Source organism: Pseudomonas sp. RSB 5.4 (genome assembly GCF_037126175.1).
Lineage (GTDB): Bacteria > Pseudomonadota > Gammaproteobacteria > Pseudomonadales > Pseudomonadaceae > Aquipseudomonas > Aquipseudomonas fluorescens_H.
Map to the genome: position 1 here is coordinate 3,773,590 of NZ_CP146986.1, position 24,807 is coordinate 3,798,396.

Consider the following 24,807-nt stretch of genomic DNA (forward strand, 5'->3'; position numbering starts at 1 on the left):
CGCGAAGACTGCCTCACTGGCAACCAAACCCTAGCGTCTGATCACTACATCCTGTTCCAACATCAATTCCTTCTTCCCGGCATCCAAGCGAACCAGCGCTCCCATCGGCAGCGTCAGGTTCGGATCACAATGCCCGCTGCGCCACCCCGACAGCACCGGAATCCGTAACGGCTCGAAGGTCTGCTTGAGCAAGCGATTCAACGCCTCGACATCCACCCCGGCGACATCACCGACCAGCACCCCACGCAATCTGGCCAGTTTGCCGGCCAGGCGCATCTGCGTGAGCAAACGGTCAATCCGATATAGCGGCTCGTTGACGTCTTCGATCAGCAGAATCACGCCCTCGACGTCAATCTCATAAGGTGTGCCCAGCGTCGAGGCAATCATCGCCAGATTGCCGCCAAGCAAACGCCCGTGAGCGATGCCGGGTTCGACCGTGGTCAATGGATAAGCCACCGGATGGCTCAACACACTCCCCGCCTTCAACTGACCGCGCAACATGGCGAAGAATGAGGTGACGGTGGGTGGCTCCTTGTCGCCCAGCAGATCGGCATTGAGCAGCGGGCCATGGAAGGTCACGAACCCTGCGTAGCGACTGATCGCCAGATGCAGTGCGGTGATGTCGCTGTAGCCGACAAACGGCTTGGCGTGACGACTCAGCAAGTCGTAATCGATCCGGTCCAGCAGGCGCGGCGTACCGTAGCCGCCGCGCAGGCAGATGATCGCGTCGACTTCAGGGTCGACGAAAGCGGCGTGCAGGTCGTTGAGGCGTACGTCATCGCTGCCGGCCAGATAGCCGTCCTTCTCGTAGACACCGGGGAACACCTTCAGCGCATAGCCGCGGGCACGCATCCACTGCACAGCCTTGTCAGTGTCCAGTGCACCGGGACCGGCAGGGGCAATCACACCGATCAGTCCTTCGGACGGCAGCGCCGGCACAGGCTTATGCGGAAAAAGGGTGTGAGTCGGTCGAACGGTCATCCATGGGTCTCCCTGTGAATTCATGAACACACAGTAGTCAGGTACGGAGACAAACAAAAGAGTGCTCGGCAGGCCCAAACAAAAATACCCGCCGAGGCGGGTATTTTTGGAGGCTATCAGCGCCGAATCAGGAACCGAGCAGCTCGGCCTTGACCAGTTTCGCCTGCTCGTCAGCGTGATACGAAGAACGTACCAGCGGGCCGGAAGCAACGTTCTTGAAGCCCATCTTGTAACCTTCCTCGGCGAACCAGGCGAAGGTGTCCGGGTGCACGAAACGCTGCACCGGCAAGTGGCTGCGCGACGGTTGCAGGTACTGGCCGAGGGTCAGCATGTCGATGTCGTGTTCGCGCATGCGCTTCATGACTTCGATGACTTCTTCGTCAGTCTCGCCCAGCCCGAGCATCAGGCCGGATTTGGTCGGGATGTGCGGCATCATCTGCTTGAAGCGTTGCAGCAGGGTCAGCGACCACTGGTAATCCGAACCCGGACGCGCAGCCTTGTACAGGCGCGGCACGGTTTCCAGGTTGTGGTTGAACACATCCGGCGGCTCGGCGGCAGTGATTTCCAGGGCGATGTCCATGCGGCCACGGTAGTCCGGGACCAGGGTTTCCAGCTGCACGTTCGGCGACAGCTTGCGGATTTCGCGAATGCAGTCGGCAAAGTGCTGGGCACCGCCGTCACGCAGATCGTCGCGGTCAACCGAGGTGATCACCACGTACTTGAGCTTAAGGTCGGCAATGGCGATCGCCAGGCTTTCAGGCTCGTTGACGTCCAGTGGCTTCGGACGGCCATGGCCAACGTCGCAGAACGGGCAGCGACGGGTGCAGATGTCACCCATGATCATGAAGGTCGCGGTGCCGCCGGAGAAGCACTCGCCAAGGTTCGGGCAGGACGCTTCTTCGCAGACGCTGTGCAGCTTGTGCTTGCGCAGCAGGCTCTTGATCCGGTCGACTTCCGGCGAAACCGGGATACGTACACGAATCCAGTCAGGTTTCTTCGGCAGTTCGGTGGTCGGAATGATCTTGACCGGAATGCGTGCAACCTTCTCGGCGCCGCGCAGCTTGACGCCGGCTTCAACCTTGGGACGCGGGGCCGGGCGCTCGGTCACGTCGAGCGTCGGGATCATGGTTTGCACTGCATCAGTAGTCATATCAGTCGATTCCGCCCGTCAGGGTCGTCTGCTCAGCATAGTCGAGGTGTTTGACGAGCTGCGCGCGCAGCCGGGCACTTACCTCGGCAAATTCAATCGATCCTGCGTGATCGCTCAGCTGGGTCATCGCCAGCCCGGCATAGCCGCAGGGATTAATCCGTCGAAACGGCTCCAGGTTCATATCCACGTTCAGGGCCAGGCCATGAAAGGAGCAACCGTGGCGAATCCGCAAACCCAGAGAAGCGATTTTCGCTCCGTCGACGTAGACGCCGGGAGCATCTGGCTTGGCTACAGCGGTCACGCCGTAGCTGGCCAGCAATTCGATCAGGCAGTGTTCCATGCGACTGACCAGATCACGTACGCCAAAGCCCAGCTTGCGCACATCCAGCAACAGGTAAGCCACCAATTGGCCGGGGCCATGATAAGTCACCTGTCCGCCGCGATCGACCTGTACCACCGGGATATCCCCCGGCAGCAGCAAATGTTCGGCCTTGCCGGCCTGGCCCTGGGTAAACACCGGGGGGTGCTCGACCAGCCAGATTTCGTCGGCGGCATCGCTGCCGCGTTCGTTGGTGAAGCGTTGCATGGCATGCCAGACGGGCTCGTAAGCCATCTGGCCAAGTTCGCGAAAGCCCAGCGTGCCCGGCATCACAACACCATGTGTACGAAACCGGTCGCCCGCAGTTCGCTGTTGATGTTGTACAGCTGATCCTGATCGGTCGCGACGATGTGCAACTGGATGGTGGTGTACTTGCCGTTGCTGCTCGAGCGTTCGTCGACACGCTCATCGTTGATGGTCGCGAATTTCTTCACGATCTCGATGATCTTGTCTTTGTGCCCGACGCCCGTATCGCTGATTACCTTAACCGGATAATCAACCTGGGGGAATTCGATCTTTGGCGCCTTTACTTCGGTATCGGTCATGGCGTAACGGCCTCGTAAGCGTAAGCCGTGGTAACGCACATGGCCCCGCGCCGGATCGGGGCGGGGCCATGCAGGTCAACACTCAATCAGTTGAACAAGCCGTAGAAGAATAGACGGATGCTATCCCACATGCGACGGAAGATACCACCCTCCTCGACAGCGTCCAGAGCGATCAGGTCGGCGCTGTGCACTACCTTGTCGTCCAGTTTCACTTCGACTTTACCGATCACGTCGCCCTTGGCGATTGGCGCGGTCAGTTGCGGGTTCATGGTCATGCTGGCAGCGAGCTTTTTCAGCTGGCCTTTTGGCAGGGTCATGGTCAGGTCTTCAGCCAGGCCGGCCTTGACTTGGCTGGTGGTGCCTTTCCACACCGGGGCCTGAGCCAGTTCGGTGCCCTTCTGGTAGAAGGTCTGGGTTTCGAAGAAACGGAAACCGTAGGTCAGCAGCTTCTGGGTTTCAGCAGCACGGGCCACTTCGCTGTTGGTGCCGAACACCACGGCGATCAGACGCTGGCCATCACGTACAGCCGAGGACACCATGCAGTAGCCGGCTTCGTCGGTGTGACCGGTTTTCAGACCGTCAACGGTCTTGTCGCGCCACAGCAACAGGTTGCGGTTAGGCTGCTTGATGCCGTTCCAGAAGAACTCTTTCTGCGAGTAGATCGCGTAGTGAGCCGGGTCTTCGTGGATGATCGCGCGCGCCAGGATCGCCATGTCGTGAGCCGACGAGTAGTGCTCAGGGTTCGGCAGACCGGTCGGGTTCATGAAGTGGGAGTTGGTCATGCCCAGATCGGCGACCGTCTTGTTCATCAGGTCGGCGAACGCGTCTTCGCTGCCGGCGATGTGCTCGGACAGCGCCACGCTGGCGTCGTTGCCGGACTGGATGATGATGCCGTGCAGCAGGTCGCTGACGGTCACTTGCGAGCCGACTTTGATGAACATCCGCGAACCGCCGGTACGCCAGGCGTTTTCGCTGACGGTCACCGGGTCGTTTTCACCGATCTGGCCACGACGGATTTCCAGCGTAGCGATGTACGCGGTCATCAGTTTGGTCAGGCTGGCTGGCGGCAGACGCTGGTCACCGTTGTTCTCCACCAGCACGTTGCCGCTGCTGGCGTCCATGAGCACGTAGGCTTTTGCAGCCAGTTGAGGTGGCGACGGCATCATCTCGGCCGCGAAGGCGGCTGGCGAGAGGAGCAGCGGGACTAGCAGACACAGGCGTTTGGCAAAGGTGGTGATGTTCATCCGTCTCTCGAAATCGCTAATGGAAACTTGCCCGAGGGCAAAACTATTCAGACAGCCTTCTAACGGGCCATCGCGTGTTCAGTTGCTCACTCCAGTCACCCTTGCCGGGCTTTTGTTCTTCGACGAGCCAACAACCTGGTTCACCCCCCAAAACCGCAAGTGAACCGTCAATCAAGTGCTACGTTTCTTACTCTGTGACCACACTCGGCGAACCGAGGTTGGCCAGGCGCACGCTGTTCTGCACCTGGGCGATTTCACCCGGCGAACCGATCGGCCCCAGGCGTACCCGGTGCAGGGTCTGCTGATTGCGCACGATCGAGCTGATGAACACCGGAGCGCTCACCATCCCGCTGAGCTTCGACCTCAGGAGTTCTGCAGCGTCCGGGTTGGCGAACGCGCCCACCTGCAGATACTGGCCAGACGCTGGTGCAGAAGCGTTTTTTTTTGCGCTGATCTGTACAGGTACAGTGTCAGAGGCATGTTGCTGCGGCGGCGGGGTCCACTGCTCGATGGTACCGGCCGACGCCGTGATCACCGGGGCGCTATTCTGCGCGACTTGCGGCTCGTTGAGCATCAGAGGCGCCGGACGGCCCTTCGCGGCCCACCATTGCTGCGGATCGATGCCTTCGACCTTGACCCGCGCGGTGCCGATTTCGGCATAACCGAGCTTCTTCGCGGCCGCGTAGGACAAGTCGATGATCCGGTCCGAATAGAACGGCCCGCGATCGTTGACCCGCAGGATCACGCTCTTGTTGTTGTCCAGGTTGGTCACCCGAACGTAACTTGGCAGTGGCAGAGTCTTGTGGGCGGCACTCATGCCGTACAGGTCATACACTTCGCCGTTGGCGGTATTCTGCCCGTGAAACTTGGTGCCGTACCAGGATGCCGTGCCCGAGGCGACGTAGGTCTTGGATTCCTGCAACGGGAAATAGGTCTTGCCCAGCACGGTGTACGGGTTGGCCTTGTACGGGCCGGTGTGCAGGGTCGGCGTGGCATCCGGGATCCGCGAAACGTCGACATCCCACCAAGGCGCGCCGTCTTTGTGGGCGCGGTTGATGTCCAGCCCCGGCTGCGCACGCACGGCGGTGGACGAGGTCTTCTGGGTCGGCGCGCGGCTGGTCGAACAACTGACGACCAGTACCGCCAACGCAGCGAAAGCCACCAGCTTCAGGGGTTTATTGATAGGCAATGCCCGCATTACTTGACGCCCCGTGCTTTTACCAGCTCTTCAGACAGTTGATATACGGCCATGGCGTACATCACGCTGCGGTTATAACGCGTGATCGCGTAGAAATTCTTCAGGCCCATCCAGTATTCAGGGCCGTTATCGCCTTCGAGGCGAAATGCAGTAACCGGCATATCATCGCGCAGCGCATCATGACTTGACCAGCCCAGCGCCCGCAACTCTCCAACCGTCTTCGTCGGCTCGATGCCGGTGGTCAGGCCTTCATCGACCTGCTCGCCGCGGACATCGGCGCGGCTGACCACCGGTTCCCCGGCGACCCAGCCATGCCGTTTGAAGTAACTGGCAACGCTGCCGATCGCATCGTCAGGATTGGTCCAGATATTGATGTGACCGTCACCGTCGAAATCCACCGCGTAGGCGCGAAAGCTGCTCGGCATGAATTGCGGCAGGCCCATCGCCCCGGCGTACGAGCCTTTGAGGGTCAATGGATCAACTTGTTCTTCACGGGCCAGCAGCAGGAACTCACGCAATTCCTTGCGGAAAAATTCGGCACGGGGAGGATAGTCGAAACCGAGCGTGGACAACGCATCAATCACCCGGTAATTGCCGGTATTACGTCCGAAAAAGGTCTCGACGCCGATGATCGACACGATGACTTGTGCCGGCACGCCGTATTCCTGCTCGGCACGGGCCAGTACGGCCTCGTGCTGGCGCCAGAAGTCCACGCCACGGGCGATGCGCGCGTCGGTGATGAACATCGGGCGATATTCTTTCCACTGTTTGACCCGCTCGGCGGGCTTGGAAATCGCGTCGAGAATCGCCTGTTTGCGCTGGGCCTCGCGAAACACCGCCATCAGTTGCTCACCGGCAAAACCGTAGTCGCGGGTCATTTCACCGACGAATTCGGCCACCTGCGGCGAGCCTTCGTAATCGCCGGCCAGCGCTTCCTGCGCGCTGCCAAGGATGCCGACCAGGCCGACCCACGGCGCGTAACGAGTCGCCCAGCTGCGCATGACTTGCATTGAACTCTTCACCTTATTCAAACCTGTGCGATCCACTTGCGATGCGTATGAATCGACATCAAAACCCCAAACGCTGACAGCAGTGTCACCAGCGAAGTTCCTCCGTAGCTAATGAACGGCAACGGCACCCCCACCACCGGCAACAGGCCACTGACCATACCGATGTTGACGAAAACATAAACAAAAAACGTCATGGTCAACGCGCCGGCGAGCAATTTGCCGAACAGCGTCTGCGCCTGGGCGGTAATCACCAGCCCGCGACCGATCAACAGCAGATAGATCAGCAGCAGCGCGCAGATGCCCACCAGACCGAACTCTTCGCCGAGGACGGCGATGATGAAGTCGGTGTGGCTTTCCGGCAAAAAGTCCAGGTGCGACTGGGTGCCCAGCAGCCAGCCCTTGCCGAACACACCGCCGGAACCGATCGCGGCTTTCGACTGGATGATGTTCCAGCCGGTGCCGAGCGGATCGCTTTCCGGGTCGAGGAAGGTCAGGATCCGCTGTTTCTGGTAGTCGTGCATGATGAAGAACCACATGGCGATCGCCACCGGCACGGCGGCGGCCAGCACGCTGAGGATCCAGCGCCAGCGCAGCCCGCCCATGAACAGCACGAATGCGCCGCCGGCCAGAATCAGCAACGACGTACCGAGGTCGGGCTGGCGCACGATCAGAATGAACGGCACACCGATCAGCAACAGGCTGATGCCCACATGCTTGAGCTGCGGCGGCAGTGTGCGCTTGGACAGATACCAGGCAATCGTCGCCGGCATCAGAATCTTCATGAACTCCGAGGGCTGGAAGCGGATCACCCCGGGGATGTTGATCCAGCGCGTCGCGCCCATGGCGTTGTGGCCCATGATGTCCACCACCATCAGCAGCACCACGCCGACCACGTAACCGAGCGGCACCCAGCGCGCCATGAAACGCGGTTCGAACTGGGCGATGACGATCATCGACACCAGGCCGATGCCGAACGAAGTGGCTTGTTTGCCCAGCAGATCCCAGCTCTTGCCGCTGGCCGAATACAGCACGAACAGACTGCCTGCGGCGAGGATCAGCAGCAGGATCAACAGCGGGCCATCGATATGCAGACGTTGCAGCAGCGTCGCGCGGCGACGCATCACATCCTCGCTGGAGAGCATGCGATCAAAATTATTCATCACGGGCCGTAGCCTCCGCACTGATAGGACCGGCGTATTCGGCCTTCAACCGACCATCCTGGTCCAGAAGCCAGGCATCCATGACCTGACGCACCACTGGCGCGGCGACACCCGAGCCGGACTCACCGTTCTCGACCATCACCGAGACCACGATTTTCGGGTTGTCGGCCGGGGCGAAACCGACGAACAAGGCGTGGTCGCGGTGGCGCTCCTGAACCTTGGAGCGGTCGTATTTCTCACCTTGCTTGATCGCGACCACCTGAGCCGTACCGGACTTGCCGGCGATGCGGTATTGCGCACCGATCGCCGCCTTGCGCGCCGTACCCCGGGCGCCGTGCATAACCTGTTGCATGCCGTGGTTGACCTTGGTCCAGTCCGACGGATCGCGCAGGACAATATCCGGCATCGGGTTTTCGTCTACCGGTTTGGCGCCTTCGATGGTCTTGGCCAGGTGCGGCCGGTTCCAGATGCCTTTGTTGGCCACCAGCGCCGTAGCCTGCGCCAGTTGCAACGGGGTGGACTGCATGTAGCCCTGGCCGATCCCCAGAATCAGGGTTTCGCCCGGGAACCACGCCTGTTTGCGCGTCGCGCGTTTCCACTCGCGGGACGGCATCAGGCCGGGGGATTCTTCGAACATGTCCAGCGAGACCTTCTGGCCGATGCCGAACTTGTTCAGGTAGGCCGACAACCGATCGATACCCAGCTTGTGCGCCAGGTCGTAGAAGTAGGTGTCGTTGGAACGCATGATCGCCGTGTCGAGATCGACGAAACCGTCACCGGTGCGGTTCCAGTTGCGGTACTTGTGATCGTAGTTGGGCAGCATGTAATAACCGGGGTCAAACACCCGGCTCGACGCTGTCACCACACCGGCATCGAGACCGGCAATCGCCACCGCTGGCTTGATCGTCGAACCCGGCGGGTACAGACCGCGCAGCACCCGGTTGAACAGCGGCCGGTCGATGGAATCGCGCAGCTCGGCATAGGCCTTGAAGCTGATGCCGGTGACGAACAGGTTCGGGTCGAAACTCGGCTGACTGACCATCGCCAGCACTTCGCCGGTGTTCGGATCGAGCGCTACCACCGCGCCACGGCGCCCGCCCAGCGCGGCCTCGGCCGCTTCCTGCAGCTTGATGTCCAGGCTCAGGACGATGTCCTTGCCGGGAATCGGATCGGTACGCTTGAGCACGCGTAATACGCGGCCTCGGGCGTTGGTCTCGACTTCCTCGTAACCCACCTGGCCGTGCAATTCCGGCTCGTAAAAACGCTCGATGCCGGTCTTGCCGATGTGGTGAGTGCCGCTGTAATTGACCGGGTCGAGGGTCTTCAGCTCTTTCTCGTTGATGCGCCCCATGTAACCCACCGAGTGCGCAAAGTGCGCGCCCTGCGGGTAGTGGCGCACCAGCTGCGCGACCACTTCCACCCCTGGCAGGCGGAACTGGTTCACCGCGATCCTGGCGATCTGCTCTTCGGTCAGCTCGAACAGGATCGGCACCGGCTCGAACGGCCGGCGCCCCTGACGCATGCGCTTTTCGAAGATCACCCGGTCCTCGGGCGTCAGCTGCAGCACTTCGACGATCACGTCAAGCACTTGCTGCCAGTCGCCGGAACGCTCGCGGGTCATGCTCAGGCTGAAGCTCGGGCGGTTGTCCGCCACCACCACGCCGTTGCGGTCGAAGATCAAGCCGCGGGTCGGCGGAATCGGCTGCACGTGGACGCGATTGTTTTCCGAGAGCGTCGAGTGGTACTCGTACTGGATCACCTGCAAGTAGTACAGCCGCGCAATCAATACGCAGATCAACAGCATGACCGCAATGGCCCCGAACACGACGCGGCTACGCACCAGGCGGGCGTCCTTTTCGTGGTCCTTGATGCGGATCGGCTGAGACATGAGGGCAGGACTACTTGTGGTAAGGGTGACCGGACAGCACGGTCCAGGCACGGTACAGCTGTTCGCCGATCAGGATCCGCACCAGCGGGTGCGGCAAGGTCAACGGCGACAACGACCAGCGCTGATCGGCGCGGGCGCAGACTTCCGGCGCCAGCCCTTCGGGGCCGCCAACCATGAAGTTGACCGTGCGCGAATCCAGCCGCCAACGGTCGAGTTCGACCGCCAGCTGCTCGGTACTCCAGGGCTTGCCGTGGACTTCCAGCGTGACGATCCGCTCGTTCGGCCCGACCTTGGCCAGCATGGCTTCGCCTTCCTGACGGATGAAACGGGCCACGTCGGCGTTCTTGCCACGGGTATTGAGCGGAATTTCCACCAGTTCCAGCGCCAGCTCGGACGGAAGACGCTTGGCATATTCATGCCAGCCTTCTTCCACCCACTTGGGCATGCGTGAACCGACGGCGATCAGTCGCAGTCGCACAGCAATCCCTTACAGCTGGTCTTTGTTGAGCTTGGTGAAATGCTCGTGGGTGTTTTCCGGGCTGTGGTGCCTGGCGTCTGCCGCACGGCTTTGCTCGGCACCGGCCCACAGGCGTTCCAGGTCGTAGAACTGACGCGCCGAGGCAGTCATCATGTGCACGATCACCAGATCGAGGTCGAGCAGCACCCAGTCGCTGTCGCCCTTGCCTTCTTCGCCCAGCGGCTTGGCGCCCTGCTTTTTGACTTCTTCACGGACCTTGTCCAGCATCGCGTTGATCTGGCGATTGGACGTACCGGTAGCGATGATCATGTAGTCGGTGATGCTCTGCTTGTCGCGAACATCGATGATCTGGATGTCTTGTGCCTTGACGTCTTCCAGGGCGGCCACGGCAACCTTGACCAGTTCGTCGCCTTTCAGCGGCTCGTTGGTGTTGGCCACTTCCGGCAGCGGCGCGCTCTTGAACGTGCCTTTACGCTTAACTTTGCTTACATCTTTGTCAGTCATATAAAACTCGTTTTGCTCATGTATTCGGCGGCTTGGCGATACGTGGATTCGTATCAGTGAAGCACGCCTTGTTCAGTTCGACGCACGGTACAGACCGTGCGCATCGATGTAGGCCAGGACCGCGTCGGGCACCAGGAAACGTACCGACTTACCGCTGGCCAGCAGTTGACGGATCTGGGTGGCGGAAACCGCGAGCGGTGTCTGCCAGACGAATGCAATCTGTCCGCTCGGCCCTTTCAGGGCCAGCGGGTCGCTCACCGAACGCGCTGCCAGCAGGTTGCGCAAGGCATCCGGCGGTTCGCTGTCGGCGTCCGGGCGCTGTAGCACCAGGATGTGGCAATGCTGGAGCAACTCTTCCCAGCGGTGCCAAGTGGGCAGGCCGCAAAATGCGTCCCAGCCCAAAAGCAGAAAAACCTGGGTCTCGGCGGCCATTTCGGCACGCATCAACTCCAGGGTATCGATGGTCCAGGACGGCTTGTCCCGCTGCAATTCGCGGGCGTCCACCACCAGCGGCGGCACTCCGGCCACCGCGCATTCAACCATTGCCAGCCGATCCTGCGCCGACACTTGCGGCGTATCGCGATGCGGCGGCCGAGCGCTGGGCATCATGCGCAGCTCGTCGAGCGTCAGCGCTTCGGCGACTTCCAGCGCACCGCGCAAATGGCCGATGTGCACCGGATCGAACGTGCCACCCAGTACGCCGATGCGCCGGGGTCGGAGTTCGCTGTCAGGCAGCGGCGCTGTCAGGTCGAGGTCGGTCAAGTCAGACCGTCGCCTGGCCGCGCAACTGGCCATCACCGACCACGATGTACTTCTCGCAGGTCAGTCCTTCGAGGCCCACCGGGCCGCGGGCGTGCAGCTTATCAGTAGAAATGCCGATCTCGGCACCCAATCCGTATTCGAATCCATCGGCGAAGCAGGTCGGGGTGTTGATCATCACCGACGCCGAGTCGACTTCCGCGACGAAACGCCGGGTGTCCGCCAGGTTTTCGCCGACGATCGAGTCGGTGTGATGCGAGCCGTAATGGTTGATGTGTTCAATGGCCTGGTCCAGCCCGTCGACCACGCGGATCGACAGGATCGGCGCCAGATACTCGGTGCTCCAGTCGTCTTCGCTGGCCTGCACCGCGTCGATGATCGCCCGGGTGCGCTCGCAGCCACGCAGCTCGACGCCTTTTTCGCGGAACTGGGCCGCCATCGACGGCAGGAAATCCTTCGCAACACTTTGATCGACGAGCAAGGTCTCCATCGCACCACAGATGCCATAACGGTAGGTCTTGGCATTGAAGGCGATGCGCTGGGCTTTCGCCAGATCCGCGTGCTCGCTGACATACACGTGGCAGATGCCGTCCAGATGCTTGATCACCGGCACGCGGGCATCGCGACTGATGCGCTCGATCAGGCCCCGACCACCGCGCGGCACGATCACGTCGACATACTCGGGCATGGTGATCATCGCGCCGACGGCGGCGCGATCCGTGGTTTCGACCACTTGCACCACGGCTGCCGGCAACTCGGCCTCGGCCAGACCGCGCTGGATGCACGCAGCAATCGCCCGGTTGGAATGAATCGCCTCGGAACCACCGCGCAGGATGGTCGCGTTGCCGGACTTCAGGCACAGGCTGGCGGCATCGATGGTCACGTTGGGCCGGGATTCGTAGATGATCCCGATCACGCCCAGCGGCACGCGCATCTTGCCAACCTGAATGCCGGACGGACGAAAGCTCATGTCGCGGATCGCCCCGACCGGGTCGGGCAGTGCCGCGACCTGACGCAGGCCGACGATCATCCCGTCGATCCGTGCCGGGGTCAGTTCCAGACGTTCCAGCAAGGCCGGCTCCAGACCATTGGCGCGACCGGCGGCCAGATCCTGTTCATTGGCTGCGGCCAGCTCGGCGCGCGCGGCGTCCAGCGCATTGGCAGCAGCCTGCAGGGCGCGGTTTTTCTGCGCGGTGCTGGCACGGCCGATGACCCGGGAAGCTTCGCGGGCGGCGCGACCCAATCGGGTCATGTAGTCAAGAACGGACTCAGTCATGGTCTGCTGGGGTCTTGGCAAAGAGGAAAGCGGCAGATTATAGCTGTCGCGTCCCGGGACTAACAGCGGTGACAGGCGGATGGTCGAAATGGACTGCAATTTGCCGACGTTCAGCCGTAATTAAGCCTCGGATTGCTATCATCACGACCTCTTTCGCCTGGATAAACCTCGTTTGCCATGTCCAACCTGACCGTTCGCGCCACCGCCGAGCGCCTGCCACTGGGCCTTCCGGACGCTTTTTTCGACCGTGACGCGCAAGTGCTGGCCCGCAATCTGCTCGGCAAAGTCATCCGCCACCGGGTCGGCGATCTGTGGCTCAGCGCCCGGATCATCGAAACCGAAGCCTATTACTGCGCGGAAAAAGGCAGTCATGCGTCGCTCGGTTATACGGAAAAGCGTAAGGCTTTGTTTCTGGACGGTGGGCACATCTATATGTACTACGCCCGGGGCGGCGATTCGCTGAACTTCAGCGCCCAAGGGCCAGGCAACGCGGTGCTGATCAAGTCCGCCTACCCGTGGGTCGATGAAATCAGCGGGCAGGCAAGTCTGGCGCAAATGCTGCTGAACAACCCTGACACTCAGGGTCGGCCGCGCCCTTCGCAAAAGCTTTGCGCCGGACAGACGCTGCTGTGCAAGGCGCTGGGGTTGAAGGTGCCGATGTGGGACGCCAAGCGTTTCGATCATGAACGGATACTGGTGGAAGACACCGGGCCGGCGCCGACGCAGATTATCCAGACCACCCGTCTGGGCATCCCCCATGGCCGCGACGAACACCTGATGTACCGCTTCGTCGACGCCACATACGCCCAATGGTGCACACGGAACCCGCTGCGCCGGGGCCAGGTCGAAGGTCGCGATTATTTTTTGCTGCCCTGAAGTGACGGATTTGAAATAGATGAAATCCCCCTGTGGGAGCGGGCTTGCTCGCGAAGGGGCCGTGTCAGGAGCGGATGAGTTGAATGACACAGCGCATTCGCGAGCAAGCCCGCTCCCACAGGGGAACTGAGTGCTGTTGAAAATAGCCTGCACCCTTTGAGGCCAATTGAAGATTTGATGGAGTTGCTTGTATGGGCCCATGGCTCGATAGCGTGACCGGGTGGCTCGCCGCCAATCCGCAGTGGCTGGCCGCTGCGGTGTTTATCGTCGCATTCGTGGAGTGTCTGGCGATTGCCGGAATTATCGTGCCCGGCACTGTGTTGTTGTTTGCCGTGGCCGTACTAGCCGGCAGCGGCGCACTGTCGTTGAGTGAAACCTTGCTGCTGGGTTTTCTCGGCGGGATTCTGGGCGATGCGGTTTCGTATTACCTGGGCCGTCATTTCCACCAGAACATCCGCCGTTTGCCCGGCCTGCGCCATCACCCGGAATGGATGGCCGGGGCCGAAACCTACTTCCAGCGTTACGGTATTGCCAGCCTGCTGGTCGGCCGTTTCATTGGCCCGCTGCGGCCAATGCTGCCGATGGTCGCCGGCATGTGCGACATGCCCTTCCCACGCTTCGCCGCCGTCAGCCTGCTGGCCGCTGCCGGCTGGAGCGTCGCCTACCTGCTGCCGGGTTGGGCCACCGGCGCGGCAATCCGCCTGCCACTACCGGAAGGTTTCTGGCTGCAAGCCGGGATCGTCGCCGGCAGTATCGCGGTGATGGTCGGCCTGAGCGTCAACAGCAGCCTGCGTCAGCATCGCCGCGCCACGCTGTGGATCAGCAGCATGAGTCTGTTGATTCTGTTCGGCCTGTTCGTCGGCTATCCGTATCTGAGTGCGCTCGATCAGGGTGTGATGACGCTGGTGCAAGAGCACCGTCAACCCGTGCTGGATGAAATTGCGGTCACCTTCACGCTGATCGGTGAGTTCCGCAACATGTTCGTGTTCAGTGCATTGCTGACCGGCCTGCTGTTGCTGTGCAAGCAATGGCGACAGGCTATTTTCGTCGGCGGCACACTGCTGTTCACGGCGCTGGCAAACACCGCGACCAAGCAATTCTTCGCTCGTGTTCGACCGGAAGTTCTGACCGAACCGCTGACCAGTTTCAGCATGCCCAGCGGCCATGCGTCAGGGTCGTTTGCGTTGTTCCTGACCCTCGCCGTGCTGGCCGGACGCGGACAACCGCCGCGCATGCGCCTGACGTGGCTGCTGCTCGGCTGTATTCCGGCCATGGCGATTGCGCTGTCACGGGTGTATCTGGGCGCGCACTGGCCGACCGATATTCTGGCCGGGGCGATGCTGGCAGCGTGCGTCTGCGCTGCTGCCTTGTGGCTGAGCCAGCGCAACACGCCGCTTGAACCCATGCCACAGAAAGTCTGGTGGCTGGTGCTGCCGGCACTGGTCGCGCTGTTCGGCTTCTTCGTTCTGCGGCATTTGCCGCATACGATGCTGCGCTACGCCTACTGACGCTCAGGCGAACAACTCGCCCTGCAGTTCATCAAGCAGCGCCTGGATCGCATCCAGCCGCTGCTGCGGATCGTCGAGTTGCAGCAGGTCGATCTTGTCCTCTTCGGCGAACGGCAGCAGATACGCCAGTTGATTGGCCAGTGACTGCTGGCCCAAGGCCTCAGTGCCCATGTTCAAAGCCTCGACCATCGGGTGCTCGGCCAAGGCCTTGAGCAGCGCCACCAGATCGGCGTCTTCGTCCTGCAGCGGTTGCTCCGGCTCATCGTCCAGCCACTCGACGTCAGCGAGTATCAACTGATCACGCTGCACTTCAGTGTGCAACACCTGAAAACGCCGCCCACCCTGCACGCGAATCCCCAGCAGACCATTGTCCTGTTGCTGGAAATCGGTGATCCGCGCCTCGCAGCCGACCAGGGCAAAGCCTTCTGGCGCAACGCCAACTTCGTGGCCGTCAAGGATGCACACCACGCCGAAACCGCCGCCCTGTTTCATACAGCGGCCGATCATGTCCAGGTAGCGCGCCTCGAAGATCTGCAAGTCGAGGTTGCAGCCGGGAAACAGCACTGTGTTGAGCGGAAAAAGCGGCAGACTCATAGACATTTCCTTAGACCACCATCGACACCGCCAACGGCAGGAACACCGCCGTGGCCACGCCCATCAGACTCATCGCCAGCGCCGCGAAGGCGCCGCACTCATCGCTTTCCTGCAACGCCACCGAGGTGCCGACCGCGTGTGCGGTCATGCCCAGCGCCATGCCACGCGCCTCGGGGCTGTGGACACCGAGCCGGGTCAGCATGGCCGGGCCGAAGATCGCCCCGATCACCCCGGTGATCAGCACGAACACCGCAGCCAGCGCCGCGACGCCACCGATCTGCTCGGCCACCAGCATCGCAATCGGTGAAGTCACCGACTTCGGCGCCATGGTCATCAGGATCATATGATCGGCACCGAACCACCATCCCAGCAAAACGCCCATGCCAGTGGCAACCACCCCGCCTATCACCAGCGTAGTAAAAATCGGCCAGAACAATTGGCGGATGCGTTTGAGGTTCAGATACAGCGGCACCGCCAGTGCCACCGTGGCCGGGCCCAGCAGAATGCTGAGGATCTCTGTGCTTTTGCGGTACTCGGCGTAGGTCAGGCCACAGCCGACCAGCACGCCGATCACCAGCAGCATGGAGACCAGCACCGGTTGCAGAAAGATCCAGCGGGTTTTCTCGAACGCCGCCAGCACCAGTTGATAGGCACCGAGGGTGATGCCAATGCCGAATAGCGGATGATGGATGACCGAAGCCCAGGCCCCTTGCCAATCGAAGAGCATCACGACTCCTCCGAGTGCGGCGCATGGCGCTTGACCAGCCGTTGCATCAGCACCCCGGCGAACGCCATCGACAGAATCAGCGACAGCACCAGCGCACCGACAATCGCCCAGAAGTCGGCGGCAATCGCCGAGGCATACACCATCACGCCCACCGCCGGCGGCACCAGCAGCAACGGCAGATAGCGCAGCAGGCTGCCGGCGGCGAGGTTCAGCGGTTCAGCGACTTCGCCGCGAATGATCAGGAACACCAGCAACAGCAGCAGGCCGATGATCGGCCCCGGCAGCACCGGCAGCAGCAAGTGGTTGAGCGCGGTGCCGAGCAATTGGAACAGCACCAGCATGGTCAGGCCACGTAACAACATCCGACATCCCCTGTGAAAAAGCGCCCCGCATTATAAGCACGCTGGCGCTATGCATCGGCATTCGCCAAAAGCATGGTCGGTTGACCGGAGCAAATCGCCATGTTGATCTACAGTGGTTCGCAGGGCGGTCAAATCCCCCACCTGAAAAACTATAAAACCGATGAACCCAAGGAGAGTCTCAATGCCCTATGTTCCAGTTGCAGAGCTCAAAGATTATGTCGGCAAGGAACTCGGACGTTCCGAATGGCTCACCATCGATCAGGAGCGCATCAACCTGTTCGCCGAAGCCACCGGGGATTATCAGTTCATCCATGTCGATCCGGTCAAAGCCGCGCAAACGCCTTTCGGCAGCACCATTGCTCACGGTTTCCTGTCGCTGTCGCTGATCCCGAAACTGATGGAAGACATCCTCGTGCTGCCGCAAGGCCTGAAGATGGTGGTCAATTACGGCCTGGACAGCGTACGTTTCATCCAGCCGGTGAAGGTCAATTCGAAAGTTCGCCTGAAAGTCGATCTGGCCGAAGTGACCGAGAAAAAACCCGGTCAATGGCTGCTCAAGGCCACCGCGACACTGGAGATAGAAGGCTCGGACAAACCGGCCTACATCGCCGAACCGCTGTCGCTCTGCTTCGTCTAAGTGCCCCGGATGCGAAGCGGCTCACGCTGTTTCGCGTTCCCTCTCTATATATGCGACACATAGCTGCGGCATACTCGGTCGCCTAATTGCCCGGATCCCGCTATGCGCCCACTCGCTTCTCTTGCACCCATTGCCCTGACCCTGATGCTCACCGCTTGCGGCGACGGCGAATCGCTGCTGCCCCCGGATGCACGGCTGCCGGATGGCGGACGCTATCGCGGCGAACTGGTCAACGGTTTGCTGCAAGGTCAGGGTCGCGTCGACTACCCCAACGGCAGCTGGTACGCCGGCCAGTTCGACAAGGGTCAGTGGCATGGTCAGGGCGAGTGGCACGGCAGCAATGGCGAGGTCTATCGCGGCCAGTTCCAGCAGGGACTGTTCGACGGTCAGGGCAGCCTGACCACCAACGCCAGCAGTTACACCGGCGGTTTCAAGCAGGGCCGACGCGATGGCGAAGGCACGCTGAAAGAAAACGCCATGACCTACCGTGGCGAGTTCAAGGCTGACCAGTATTCCGGGCTGGGCCGTCTGGAAATGGACGACGGCAGCTCCTATCAGGGCCAGTTCGCCCATGGCAAACCCAACGGCGAAGGCCAGCGCGGCGACTCTAGCGGCAATACATTCAGCGGCCACTTCGTCAACGGCCAACTCGAAGGCAATGGCACCTTCAACAGTGCCGATGGCGACATCTATGTCGGCGGCTTCAAGAACAGCCAGCTGCACGGCAAGGGCCGCTATGAAAACGCCGACGGCGATGTCTGGCTCGGCCAATTCAAGGAAGGCGCACTGACCGGCAAGGGTGAACTGATCGGTGCCGACGGCAGCCATTACGTCGGCTACTTCAACGACTGGCGCTTCAGCGGACAGGGCCGTTTGAACCTGGCCGACGGCAGTTTCTACATCGGCGAATTCGACAGCGACAGCTACGCCGGACGTGGCACTCTGGTGCTGACCGACGGCACCGTCCTCAGCGGCACCTGGATCAACGGCCAGCGCGTACGTGACGCCGACGGCAAGCTGTTGCCCGACACCCTCGAACTCGGCCTGCTGGCCCAGGGTCGTCTGCTGGACGAGGCGCTGGCCGCCGTGCCCGCCTCAACGCCTGCGGTGGAGTTGTACACCCTGACCCTCGGTGGCGACGGCAAGCAAAGCGTGTTCCTGCGCGAGTCAGATTATGTCGCCAACATGCTCTCCACGCGGTTTGGCGCCTATGGACAAATCCGCCTGGTGAACCATCGCGACCATCTCACCGACCGACCGATGGCCACCCGCGAAAACCTGCGCCGCGCCGCGCAGACCCTGGCCGAGCGCAGCGGCCCGGAAGACCTGGTGTTCATCTACCTGACCAGCCACGGCACCGCCGAACACGAACTGGTGCTCGACCAGCCGCGCATGGAGCTGGCCGACCTGCCCGCCGACGAACTTGCCACGGTGCTGGCCCCGCTGAAAAATCGCGACAAGGTGATCGTGATTTCCTCGTGCTATTCCGGCGGCTTCATCCCCGCGCTGAAAGATGAGCGCACCCTGATCATGACCGCCTCGCGCGCCGACCGCGTGTCGTTCGGTTGCTCGGAAGAAGCCAACTTCACCTACTTCGGCGACGCCTTGTTCGCTCAGGCCCTGAACCAGACCGATGATCTGGAGCAAGCGTTCAAACTGGCCAAGGCCACCGTCGCCGAGCGCGAACTGGCGGACAACTTCGAAGCCTCGGAGCCGCAGATCTGGGCACCGAAAACCGTACTGGCGCACTGGCAACTGCTGCGTAAACAGCAAGCGAGAAAAGCGTTGCAGAGTGCTGCATTGAACGACGGAGCAACAAACAGCAACTAAGCTGAACAGTATCAAGGGAGAAACACTATGTACTTGACGCCTCAGCACGTTTTGCTTGCCGGAGCCACCGGACTGACCGGTGAGCATCTGCTCGACCGTTTGCTCAACGAGCCGACGATCACCCGCGTGCTCGCGCCGTCCCGTCGGCCGCTGGCGGAACATCCGCACCTGGAAAACCCGGTGGGCGACCCACAGACCTTTCTGCCGCAACTGAGCGGACGCGTCGATATTGCCTATTGCTGCCTCGGCACCACGATCAAACAGGCCGGTTCCGAAGCCGCTTTCCGCGCGGTGGATCTGGACATGGTCGTGGCCTTCGCCAAACGCGCGCGGGAGATGGGCGCGCGGCACTTGATCGTGATCAGTGCGCTGGGCGCCGATCCGAAATCGTCGATTTTCTACAACCGGGTCAAAGGCGAGATGGAGCAGGCATTGCGCGCTCAGGACTGGCCGCAACTGACCATCTGCCGGCCATCGCTATTACTGGGAGATCGCAGCGAACCGCGCCTGGGCGAACAGCTTGCGGCGCCGTTTTCCAAGCTGATTCCCGGCAAGTACCGCGGCATCGAAGCCTGCCAACTGGCCCGGGCGATGTGGCGTCTGGCGCTGGAAGAACAGGACGGGGTGCGGATCGTCGAGTCGGATGAATTGCGCAAGCTCGGCAAATAACAGCGGGACTTTGTGGCGAGGGAGCTTGCTCCCGCTCGACTGCGCAGCAGTCGCCAACCCTGAAAGATGCGGTGTATCTGAAGGATTTAATCGCGGGGTTTTGGGGCCGCTTCGCAGCCCAGCGGGAGCAAGCTCCCTCGCCACAGGAGTGCGACACACTCCCCTACAACCCGCCAGTCGCCTGAAATCCCACGCCAATCACGGTCAGCAATGACAACGGCAACAGCAGCGTATCGAGCAACGCACTCGCCGGCAGATCCACGCCCGGATAGCTCGGCGCTTCAGCGCCGAAGCGATCCATCGCGCAGCACCCGCCATTCATCGCATACAAATCCAGGCGCGTCCCGGAATACACCACCGGCGCCCCCGGTTTGGCCGCATCCAGCGTGCGCGCGGTGGCGCAGCCGGCCAGTTGCAGGGCCAGCACAATTGCCAGCAGCTTATTCATCGCTGCTCAGATGATGTTCGCCCCAGCGCGGCAGCATGTCCTGCGGAATGCCCAACAGATTGAGAATCCGCGCGACGACGAAATCGATCAGGTCGTCGATGGTCTGCGGCTGGTGATAGAAGCCCGGCGAGGCCGGCAGGATGGTCACGCCCATGTTCGACAGCTTGAGCATGTGTTCCAGATGAATGCTCGAATACGGCGCCTCGCGTGGCACCAGAATCAACTGGCGACGTTCCTTCAAGGTGACGTCCGCCGCGCGCTCGATCAGGTTGTTGCACGCGCCCGTGGCAATCGCCGACAAGGTACCCGTGGAACACGGCACCACGACCATCGCGGCCGGTGCGCCGGAGCCCGAGGCTACCGGCGACATCCAGTCTTCCTTGCCGTACACACGGATCTGCCCGGCAGCGGCGCCGGTGTATTCGGTGAGGAACGCCTGCATCATCTGCGGCTTGGGCGGCAGCGTGACATCGGTTTCGGTGGCCATCACCAGTTGTGCGGCCTTGGAGATCAGGAAGTGCACTTCGCGATCTTCACGCACCAGACAATCGAGCAGGCGCAAACCGTACTGCGCGCCGGACGCGCCGGTCATCGCCAGCGTGATGCGTTCCGGGCCGCCGTTCTGGGAAAAAGTGTTCATTGCAGTGCCTCGGCGAGTTTGCCGTGCAGACCGCCGAAGCCGCCGTTGCTCATGATCACCACGTGAGTGCCAGGCTGGGCCTGACTCTTCACGCGTTCGATGATGCCTTCGAGCGAGTCGCTGACAATCGAGGGCACGCTGCACAGTGCGGCGGTGGCTGCCAGATCCCAACCGAGATTGGCCGGGGCGTACCAGATCACCTGATCGGCATCGACCACGCTGTCCGGCAGACCGTCACGGTGCGCGCCGAGCTTCATCGAGTTGGAGCGCGGCTCGATGATCGCGATCAACGGGGCGTCGCCGATGCGCTTGCGCAAGCCATCGAGGGTGGTGGCGATGGCGGTCGGGTGGTGGGCGAAGTCGTCGTAAATGGTGATGCCGCGCACTTCGGCGACTTTCTCCATCCGGCGTTTGACGTTCTTGAATGCGCTCAACCCGGCGATGCCCATCGACGGCACCACACCGACATGCCGCGCCGCTGCCAGCGCAGCCAAGGCGTTGGCGACGTTGTGCTGACCGGTCAGCTCCCATTCGACAGTGCCCTGGGACACGCCTTCGAACATCACTTCGAACGCCGAACCGTCATCCTTGAGCAACTTGACCTGCCACTGACCGCCGACACCGGTGGTCTGCACCGGGGTCCAGCAGCCCATTTCGATCACACGCTGCAGGGCAGGCTCGGTGGTCGGGTGGATCACCAGACCTTCGCTCGGGATAGTGCGGACCAAGTGGTGGAACTGCCGCTCGATCGCCGGCAGGTCGGGGAAGATGTCGGCGTGATCGAACTCAAGGTTGTTGAGGATCGCGGTGCGCGGGCGGTAGTGGACGAACTTCGAACGCTTGTCGAAGAACGCGCTGTCGTACTCATCGGCCTCGATCACGAAGAACGGCGTACCGCCCAACCGCGCCGACACCGAGAAGTTCTGCGGCACCCCGCCGATCAGGAACCCCGGGCTCATGCCGGCGTGTTCCAGCACCCAGGCGAGCATGCTGCTGGTGGTGGTCTTGCCGTGCGTACCGGCAACCGCCAGCACCCAGCGCCCTTGCAGCACGTGATCGGCCAGCCATTGCGGGCCGGAGACGTAGGGCAGACCTTTGTTCAGCACATATTCCACCGCCGGATTGCCGCGGGACATGGCGTTGCCGATCACCACCAGATCCGGCGCCGGATCGAGCTGGGCCGGATCGTAGCCCTGGGTCAGCTGAATGCCCTGGGCCTCAAGCTGCGTGCTCATCGGCGGATAGACGTTGGCGTCGGAGCCGGTCACGTGATGGCCCAGCTCTTTGGCCAGAACCGCCATCGAGCCCATGAAAGTCCCGCAGATACCCAGAATATGAATGTGCATAGTCGACCTCGTAAAACATGGCCGCAGGTTAGCGTAGGGTGGGAAAAATCGCACCTTGTGTTTCGTCTGCACCGACGCCTTCGCGAGCAAGCCCGCTCCCACAAGGATGGCGCCAATCCTGTGGGAGCGGGCTTGCTCGCGAACGGCGCGACGCGGTTTAACGGGAGATCGCGTGCTTACGCAGCTTTCTATAGAGGGTGTTGCGGCTGACCCCAAGCTGCTCCCACAAGGATGGCGCTAATCCTGTGGGAGCGGGCTTGCTCGCGAATGGCGCGACGCGGTTTAACGGGAGATCGCGTGCTTACGCAGCTTTCTATAGAGGGTGTTGCGGCTGACCCCGAGCTGCTCCCACAAGGATGGCGCTAATCCTGTGGGAGCGGGCTTGCTCGCGAATGGCGCGACGCGGTTTAACGGGAGATCGCGTGCTTACGCAGCTTTCTATAGAGGGTGTTGCGGCTGACACCGAACTGCTCCCACAAGGATGGCGCCAATCCTGTGGGAGCGGGCTTGCTCGCGAATGGCGCGACGCGGTTTAACGGGAGATCGCGTGCTTACGCAGCTTTCTATAGAGGGTGTTGCGGCTGACACCGAGCTGCTGCGCGGTCTGGGTCATATGCCAATGTGTCTGTTCCAGCGCGTTGAGTAGCGCCACACGTTCAGCGTCTTCCAGCGGATGCTCGGACTCAACCGACTTCAGCTCCAGCGTCGGCCGCGCCTGCCGAATCATCGCCGGCAAATCCTCCAGCCCGATCCGCCCCTCATCGCACAACGCCGCCAATGTGCGCAGCACATTGCGCAACTGCCGCACGTTGCCCGGCCAGTTGAAGGTCAGTAACGCCTGACGCGCCGGTTCGTCGATCACAATCACTTCGCCATCCGCCTCCTCGGCCAGCAGGAAATCCAGCAACTGCGACTTGTCGCTGCGCTCACGCAACGCCGGCAACGCGACCTCCAGGCCATTGAGCCGGTAATACAGATCTTCGCGGAAACTGCCGTCCGCCACGCGCTCCAGCAGATTACGGTGAGTGGCGCTGATGATCCGCACGTTGACCGCTTCCGGCTCGCCGCCGATCGGCACCACCTGCCGGTCTTCCAGCACCCGCAACAAACGGGTTTGCAGCGCCAGCGGCATGTCACCGATTTCATCCAAAAACAGAGTACCGCCATCGGCCTGCTGCAACTTGCCGCGCATGCCGTCCTTGCGCGCACCGGTGAAACTTCCGCCGCGATAACCGAACAGTTCGCTCTCGATCAGGCTTTCGGGGATCGCCGCGCAGTTGAGGGCGACGAAGGCTTTGTTGGCGCGCTGGCTGGCGTGATGCACAGCCTTGGCAAAGGCTTCCTTGCCCGAGCCGGTTTCGCCATTGATCAGCAGCGGCACGTCGCGTTCGAATACCCGCAACGCCTTGCGGAAATCCGCTTGCAGCGTTGCGTCACCGAGGCAAATGCCCGCCAGTGGCTGGGCCTTGGCCACAACTGGGGCCGGGGTGATCGGCGCCGGTTTACGCGATTCGCCGCGCAACAAGGCAAACAGATGTCGCCCGTCGCGGGTGCGCAGCGGCCAACTGGCGCTGGCATTGGCGCTGGCACGACCGAGCAATTCATCCAGCGAACAATCGAAAAACGCTTCCACCGGTTTGCCGAGCAAACCACCGCGAATATGCCCCAGCAGATTCAACGCACTCTGGTTGACCGCGCTGATCCGCCCTTCCCCGTCAAACGCCAGCAGCCCTTCGCTGAACAGGCCGACCGATTCGGCCTGAAGATGGAACCGCAGCAGCCACTGATTATCGAAGCAACGCAGGAAATAGCAGCTCTCGATCATCTTCGCCGACAGATTGACCAGCGCCATGGTGTGGAACTGGCTCTGCCGCGAGACGTCATGGCGCGCCGAGGACACGTCGAGCACCGCCAGCAGTTCGCCGTGCGGGTCGAACACCGGGCTCGCCGAGCAGGTCAGGCCGGTGTGGCGGCCGCGAAAGTGTTCGTCCTGATGGATGGTCAGCGCCTGGCGTTCGACCAGGCAGGTGCCAATGCCGTTGGTGCCTTCGCAGGCCTCGCTCCAGTCGGCGCCGAGCCAGAGCCCGGCCCGTTCGAAAATCTTGCGCTCGGCAGGTGCGGTGACGCAGTTGAGGATCACCCCGCGCGCATCGGTCAACAGCACCGCATGACCGGCGCCGGACAGCTGCTGATGCAGGCTGCTCATTTCATTGCCGGCGATCTGCAGCACCTGTTGCAGGCGTTCGCGACTTTCGAGCACGCGTCCGTGCTCAAGCACGGTGGGCGCCATGGTCAGGGCCGGATCGAGGTGATAGTCCTCAAGACAGCGCAGCCACGAACGGGCAATCGAAGGGTCGGCACCGGGCCCGTGCAGGTGCGGCTTGCCCTGAGTGACGGTGAGCACCTGTTGGGCATGGCGACTCAAATGGTTGTCGTGCATTTCTTATTATTCTCCCCGAGATCAGTGCCGCCTCTTTATTGGCTGGCACATACCTAGTGGTGAGGGGATTTATCCCCGATGGGGTGCGAAGCAGCCCCAATCAAACCAACGTGGCTTCTTAGATTCACCGCGTACACCGGATTTACGACTGCTGCGCA

At 61.8% G+C, this 24,807-nt stretch carries 25 protein-coding genes; 5 read left to right on the top strand and 20 right to left on the bottom strand.

Going from position 1 to position 24,807, the window contains the following annotated elements; translation table 11 throughout:
• Nucleotides 1-30: 30 nt before the first annotated feature.
• The 13 genes from V9L13_RS17040 to V9L13_RS17100 all read right to left on the bottom strand — a co-directional run bounded on the left by V9L13_RS17040 (nucleotide 31) and on the right by V9L13_RS17100 (nucleotide 12,572).
• Entirely contained in the window at nucleotides 31-981 is a 951-nt protein-coding gene (locus V9L13_RS17040; RefSeq protein ID WP_338800088.1) for an LD-carboxypeptidase, read from the bottom strand.
• Between the two features lie 127 nt (nucleotides 982-1,108).
• Entirely contained in the window at nucleotides 1,109-2,107 is a 999-nt protein-coding gene (gene lipA, locus V9L13_RS17045) for a lipoyl synthase (RefSeq protein WP_160768663.1), read from the bottom strand.
• A 25-nt stretch (nucleotides 2,108-2,132) separates the two neighbouring features.
• Nucleotides 2,133-2,780: a lipoyl(octanoyl) transferase LipB gene (gene lipB / locus V9L13_RS17050; protein ID WP_226501060.1), complete on the bottom strand. Its 648-nt coding sequence runs from the start codon at nucleotides 2,778-2,780 to the stop codon at nucleotides 2,133-2,135.
• Nucleotides 2,780-3,055 (bottom strand): DUF493 domain-containing protein, encoded by a 276-nt coding sequence (locus tag V9L13_RS17055; RefSeq protein ID WP_003228544.1) that lies wholly within the window; start codon nucleotides 3,053-3,055, stop codon nucleotides 2,780-2,782. Before V9L13_RS17055 ends, lipB begins: the two co-directional genes overlap by 1 nt.
• Before the next feature lie 86 nt (nucleotides 3,056-3,141).
• The gene (locus V9L13_RS17060) at nucleotides 3,142-4,299 is read right to left on the bottom strand and encodes a D-alanyl-D-alanine carboxypeptidase family protein (RefSeq protein ID WP_003228546.1); all 1,158 of its coding nucleotides are present in this window, start codon (nucleotides 4,297-4,299) and stop codon (nucleotides 3,142-3,144) included.
• A gap of 187 nt (nucleotides 4,300-4,486) precedes the next feature.
• Entirely contained in the window at nucleotides 4,487-5,497 is a 1,011-nt protein-coding gene (locus V9L13_RS17065; protein ID WP_103486251.1) for a septal ring lytic transglycosylase RlpA family protein, read from the bottom strand.
• Nucleotides 5,497-6,507 carry a lytic murein transglycosylase B gene (gene mltB, locus V9L13_RS17070; RefSeq protein ID WP_103486252.1) on the bottom strand — a complete coding sequence of 337 codons (1,011 nt, stop codon included), beginning with the start codon at nucleotides 6,505-6,507 and terminating at the stop codon, nucleotides 5,497-5,499. The genes V9L13_RS17065 and mltB overlap by 1 nt, the downstream gene beginning before the upstream one ends.
• Nucleotides 6,508-6,524: 17 nt before the next feature.
• Entirely contained in the window at nucleotides 6,525-7,628 is a 1,104-nt protein-coding gene (gene rodA, locus V9L13_RS17075; protein ID WP_049827977.1) for a rod shape-determining protein RodA, read from the bottom strand.
• 31 nt (nucleotides 7,629-7,659) lie between these two features.
• Nucleotides 7,660-9,555, bottom strand: a complete 1,896-nt coding sequence (gene mrdA, locus V9L13_RS17080) for a penicillin-binding protein 2 (RefSeq protein WP_003228554.1) — start codon at nucleotides 9,553-9,555, stop codon at nucleotides 7,660-7,662.
• A 10-nt stretch (nucleotides 9,556-9,565) separates the two neighbouring features.
• Nucleotides 9,566-10,033, bottom strand: a complete 468-nt coding sequence (gene rlmH / locus V9L13_RS17085) for a 23S rRNA (pseudouridine(1915)-N(3))-methyltransferase RlmH (protein WP_003185785.1) — start codon at nucleotides 10,031-10,033, stop codon at nucleotides 9,566-9,568.
• Between the two features lie 9 nt (nucleotides 10,034-10,042).
• The gene (rsfS, locus tag V9L13_RS17090) at nucleotides 10,043-10,537 is read right to left on the bottom strand and encodes a ribosome silencing factor (protein WP_003228555.1); all 495 of its coding nucleotides are present in this window, start codon (nucleotides 10,535-10,537) and stop codon (nucleotides 10,043-10,045) included.
• 72 nt (nucleotides 10,538-10,609) lie between these two features.
• A complete protein-coding gene (gene nadD, locus V9L13_RS17095; protein WP_201137067.1) occupies nucleotides 10,610-11,299 on the bottom strand; it encodes a nicotinate-nucleotide adenylyltransferase in 690 nt (229 codons plus the stop codon).
• A gap of 1 nt (nucleotide 11,300) precedes the next feature.
• Nucleotides 11,301-12,572, bottom strand: a complete 1,272-nt coding sequence (locus V9L13_RS17100) for a glutamate-5-semialdehyde dehydrogenase (protein ID WP_338800089.1) — start codon at nucleotides 12,570-12,572, stop codon at nucleotides 11,301-11,303.
• Nucleotides 12,573-12,749: 177 nt separating this feature from the next.
• Here V9L13_RS17100 and V9L13_RS17105 point away from each other — a divergent pair, with 177 nt between their 5' ends.
• Both V9L13_RS17105 and V9L13_RS17110 read left to right on the top strand, forming a co-directional pair.
• A complete protein-coding gene (locus V9L13_RS17105) occupies nucleotides 12,750-13,448 on the top strand; it encodes a DNA-3-methyladenine glycosylase (RefSeq protein ID WP_338800090.1) in 699 nt (232 codons plus the stop codon).
• Between the two features lie 191 nt (nucleotides 13,449-13,639).
• Complete coding sequence (locus V9L13_RS17110; protein ID WP_338800091.1) at nucleotides 13,640-14,956, top strand: bifunctional DedA family/phosphatase PAP2 family protein; 1,317 nt, start codon at nucleotides 13,640-13,642, stop codon at nucleotides 14,954-14,956.
• A 3-nt stretch (nucleotides 14,957-14,959) separates the two neighbouring features.
• Here the strand turns inward: V9L13_RS17110 and V9L13_RS17115 are convergent, their stop codons facing one another.
• Genes V9L13_RS17115 through V9L13_RS17125 form a run of 3 tightly spaced genes read right to left on the bottom strand, consistent with a single transcriptional unit; the run spans nucleotide 14,960 to nucleotide 16,639 of the window.
• Nucleotides 14,960-15,550, bottom strand: a complete 591-nt coding sequence (locus tag V9L13_RS17115; RefSeq protein ID WP_003228568.1) for an LON peptidase substrate-binding domain-containing protein — start codon at nucleotides 15,548-15,550, stop codon at nucleotides 14,960-14,962.
• Nucleotides 15,551-15,560: 10 nt separating this feature from the next.
• Nucleotides 15,561-16,277, bottom strand: coding sequence for an LrgB family protein (locus tag V9L13_RS17120; RefSeq protein WP_003228570.1), 717 nt, complete (start codon nucleotides 16,275-16,277; stop codon nucleotides 15,561-15,563).
• Nucleotides 16,277-16,639 (bottom strand): CidA/LrgA family protein, encoded by a 363-nt coding sequence (locus tag V9L13_RS17125; RefSeq protein WP_103486260.1) that lies wholly within the window; start codon nucleotides 16,637-16,639, stop codon nucleotides 16,277-16,279. Before V9L13_RS17125 ends, V9L13_RS17120 begins: the two co-directional genes overlap by 1 nt.
• Nucleotides 16,640-16,820: 181 nt before the next feature.
• Here V9L13_RS17125 and V9L13_RS17130 point away from each other — a divergent pair, with 181 nt between their 5' ends.
• From V9L13_RS17130 to V9L13_RS17140, 3 genes are all read left to right on the top strand, one after another.
• Nucleotides 16,821-17,276: a MaoC family dehydratase gene (locus tag V9L13_RS17130; RefSeq protein WP_003228575.1), complete on the top strand. Its 456-nt coding sequence runs from the start codon at nucleotides 16,821-16,823 to the stop codon at nucleotides 17,274-17,276.
• Between the two features lie 102 nt (nucleotides 17,277-17,378).
• Nucleotides 17,379-19,106, top strand: coding sequence for a C13 family peptidase (locus V9L13_RS17135; RefSeq protein WP_003228577.1), 1,728 nt, complete (start codon nucleotides 17,379-17,381; stop codon nucleotides 19,104-19,106).
• 27 nt (nucleotides 19,107-19,133) lie between these two features.
• Nucleotides 19,134-19,775: an oxidoreductase gene (locus tag V9L13_RS17140; protein WP_003228578.1), complete on the top strand. Its 642-nt coding sequence runs from the start codon at nucleotides 19,134-19,136 to the stop codon at nucleotides 19,773-19,775.
• 163 nt (nucleotides 19,776-19,938) lie between these two features.
• Here V9L13_RS17140 and V9L13_RS17145 read toward each other — a convergent pair whose 3' ends face one another.
• The 4 genes from V9L13_RS17145 to V9L13_RS17160 form a co-directional block, all read right to left on the bottom strand.
• Nucleotides 19,939-20,223 (bottom strand): YceK/YidQ family lipoprotein, encoded by a 285-nt coding sequence (locus V9L13_RS17145; RefSeq protein WP_047602534.1) that lies wholly within the window; start codon nucleotides 20,221-20,223, stop codon nucleotides 19,939-19,941.
• Nucleotides 20,216-20,863, bottom strand: a complete 648-nt coding sequence (gene ubiX, locus V9L13_RS17150) for a flavin prenyltransferase UbiX (protein WP_003228582.1) — start codon at nucleotides 20,861-20,863, stop codon at nucleotides 20,216-20,218. The genes V9L13_RS17145 and ubiX overlap by 8 nt, the downstream gene beginning before the upstream one ends.
• Entirely contained in the window at nucleotides 20,860-22,209 is a 1,350-nt protein-coding gene (gene mpl / locus V9L13_RS17155; RefSeq protein WP_201136482.1) for a UDP-N-acetylmuramate:L-alanyl-gamma-D-glutamyl-meso-diaminopimelate ligase, read from the bottom strand. The genes ubiX and mpl overlap by 4 nt, the downstream gene beginning before the upstream one ends.
• Before the next feature lie 532 nt (nucleotides 22,210-22,741).
• Nucleotides 22,742-24,649, bottom strand: a complete 1,908-nt coding sequence (locus tag V9L13_RS17160) for a sigma-54-dependent Fis family transcriptional regulator (RefSeq protein ID WP_338800092.1) — start codon at nucleotides 24,647-24,649, stop codon at nucleotides 22,742-22,744.
• Nucleotides 24,650-24,807: the final 158 nt, after the last annotated feature.

Excerpts from the sequence above, each read along its gene's own strand:
- V9L13_RS17040 (WP_338800088.1), bottom strand. The coding sequence starts at position 981 with ATGACCGTTCGACCGACTCACACCCTTTTTCCGCATAAGCCTGTGCCG.
- lipA (WP_160768663.1), bottom strand. The coding sequence starts at position 2,107 with ATGATCCCGACGCTCGACGTGACCGAGCGCCCGGCCCCGCGTCCCAAG.
- lipB (WP_226501060.1), bottom strand. The coding sequence starts at position 2,780 with ATGCCGGGCACGCTGGGCTTTCGCGAACTTGGCCAGATGGCTTACGAG.
- V9L13_RS17055 (WP_003228544.1), bottom strand. The coding sequence starts at position 3,055 with ATGACCGATACCGAAGTAAAGGCGCCAAAGATCGAATTCCCCCAGGTT.
- V9L13_RS17060 (WP_003228546.1), bottom strand. The coding sequence starts at position 4,299 with ATGAACATCACCACCTTTGCCAAACGCCTGTGTCTGCTAGTCCCGCTG.
- V9L13_RS17065 (WP_103486251.1), bottom strand. The coding sequence starts at position 5,497 with ATGCGGGCATTGCCTATCAATAAACCCCTGAAGCTGGTGGCTTTCGCT.
- mltB (WP_103486252.1), bottom strand. The coding sequence starts at position 6,507 with ATGCAAGTCATGCGCAGCTGGGCGACTCGTTACGCGCCGTGGGTCGGC.
- rodA (WP_049827977.1), bottom strand. The coding sequence starts at position 7,628 with ATGCGTCGCCGCGCGACGCTGCTGCAACGTCTGCATATCGATGGCCCG.
- mrdA (WP_003228554.1), bottom strand. The coding sequence starts at position 9,555 with ATGTCTCAGCCGATCCGCATCAAGGACCACGAAAAGGACGCCCGCCTG.
- rsfS (WP_003228555.1), bottom strand. The coding sequence starts at position 10,537 with ATGACTGACAAAGATGTAAGCAAAGTTAAGCGTAAAGGCACGTTCAAG.
- V9L13_RS17100 (WP_338800089.1), bottom strand. The coding sequence starts at position 12,572 with ATGACTGAGTCCGTTCTTGACTACATGACCCGATTGGGTCGCGCCGCC.
- V9L13_RS17105 (WP_338800090.1), top strand. The coding sequence starts at position 12,750 with ATGTCCAACCTGACCGTTCGCGCCACCGCCGAGCGCCTGCCACTGGGC.
- V9L13_RS17110 (WP_338800091.1), top strand. The coding sequence starts at position 13,640 with ATGGGCCCATGGCTCGATAGCGTGACCGGGTGGCTCGCCGCCAATCCG.
- V9L13_RS17115 (WP_003228568.1), bottom strand. The coding sequence starts at position 15,550 with ATGAGTCTGCCGCTTTTTCCGCTCAACACAGTGCTGTTTCCCGGCTGC.
- V9L13_RS17120 (WP_003228570.1), bottom strand. The coding sequence starts at position 16,277 with ATGCTCTTCGATTGGCAAGGGGCCTGGGCTTCGGTCATCCATCATCCG.
- V9L13_RS17125 (WP_103486260.1), bottom strand. The coding sequence starts at position 16,639 with ATGTTGTTACGTGGCCTGACCATGCTGGTGCTGTTCCAATTGCTCGGC.
- V9L13_RS17130 (WP_003228575.1), top strand. The coding sequence starts at position 16,821 with ATGCCCTATGTTCCAGTTGCAGAGCTCAAAGATTATGTCGGCAAGGAA.
- V9L13_RS17135 (WP_003228577.1), top strand. The coding sequence starts at position 17,379 with ATGCGCCCACTCGCTTCTCTTGCACCCATTGCCCTGACCCTGATGCTC.
- V9L13_RS17140 (WP_003228578.1), top strand. The coding sequence starts at position 19,134 with ATGTACTTGACGCCTCAGCACGTTTTGCTTGCCGGAGCCACCGGACTG.
- V9L13_RS17145 (WP_047602534.1), bottom strand. The coding sequence starts at position 20,223 with ATGAATAAGCTGCTGGCAATTGTGCTGGCCCTGCAACTGGCCGGCTGC.
- ubiX (WP_003228582.1), bottom strand. The coding sequence starts at position 20,863 with ATGAACACTTTTTCCCAGAACGGCGGCCCGGAACGCATCACGCTGGCG.
- mpl (WP_201136482.1), bottom strand. The coding sequence starts at position 22,209 with ATGCACATTCATATTCTGGGTATCTGCGGGACTTTCATGGGCTCGATG.
- V9L13_RS17160 (WP_338800092.1), bottom strand. The coding sequence starts at position 24,649 with ATGCACGACAACCATTTGAGTCGCCATGCCCAACAGGTGCTCACCGTC.